This window comes from Membranihabitans maritimus, from assembly GCF_021729145.1.
GTDB lineage: Bacteria > Bacteroidota > Bacteroidia > Chitinophagales > Saprospiraceae > Membranihabitans > Membranihabitans maritimus.
Genome location: NZ_JAJSLW010000058.1, coordinates 1 through 953 on the forward strand (window position 1 = coordinate 1; position 953 = coordinate 953).

Consider the following 953-nt stretch of genomic DNA (forward strand, 5'->3'; position numbering starts at 1 on the left):
TGTCGACTTTTTGACAGCGCCTACAAGCTTGTTCCAATCGCTGTGCAGAGTAGGTATCTACCAGGCGGAAGATCCCCCTACAGATGTTAAAGCTTTGCGGGGGATGTCCCACCGAACGGATGACGCTTTCGATCGCCCAGCGGGTGGACGGACCGATTTGGGCCGCCTTGTCGATATAGTAAGCGGCGTTAAAGCCCCGGGCTTTTTTCCATTCTGTGTGGGAACGGGGCATGTGGGCCGGGTCGGTTTGATACCGGTAGAGATTGCGATACAGCAAACGGGTATGTGTGGCTACCCGTTGGGGCCCGATAAACACTTCTACGTTCCGGGAAGTATACACAATTGTAGATTCCCGGCCTACATATTGAAAAGGAACGGAGTAGTAGTTCTTTTCTTCTCCGATAAAAACATGATAGTCCCGGCGGACCTTGGAACGGGTCGTTTTTTTGATCTCAAACAAGTCCGGGGGCAAGGCCTTCATCTCAGGCCATTCAACCGACTGGAACTCGGAAGACCGGCAGCCGGGTTTTTGTTGATACGGCCGGTTATTGTGGTCTTTGAGCGATTGAAGAATACCCGCATTTAACGCCGAAGGGCTATGGAAAACTTCATTGCGAAGCGGACCATATATGCGGTTATAAATAGTGGATACCAGATTTTCCACACTGGCCTTATCTTTGGGTTTACGAACCCGGGTAGCTTGCAAATCGATTTGATAATAGGTCGCCAATTGCACACACAAGGCATTAAAATCCGGCTCATATTTATCGGCCCGGGTCACATAGGATTTCAAATTATCGCATAAAATCACCTTAGGCAAGCGACCAAAAAACAGCAAGGCCTGATTCAAACCGTACACAAAATCCGCCACTTTTTGACTGGACAATGCGATCGCAAAACTATGCTGCGTATGCGGCATCGTGGCAACTAACACCGGACAGGAATACAGCTCC

The 953-nt window shown here is 49.5% G+C and carries 1 protein-coding gene; it reads right to left on the reverse strand.

Going from position 1 to position 953, the window contains the following annotated elements:
* Positions 1–919: Mu transposase domain-containing protein (locus LVD47_RS23285; RefSeq protein ID WP_439652054.1), on the reverse strand; the 919-nt coding region annotated here is incomplete at its 3' end.
* Positions 920–953 lie beyond the last annotated feature (34 nt).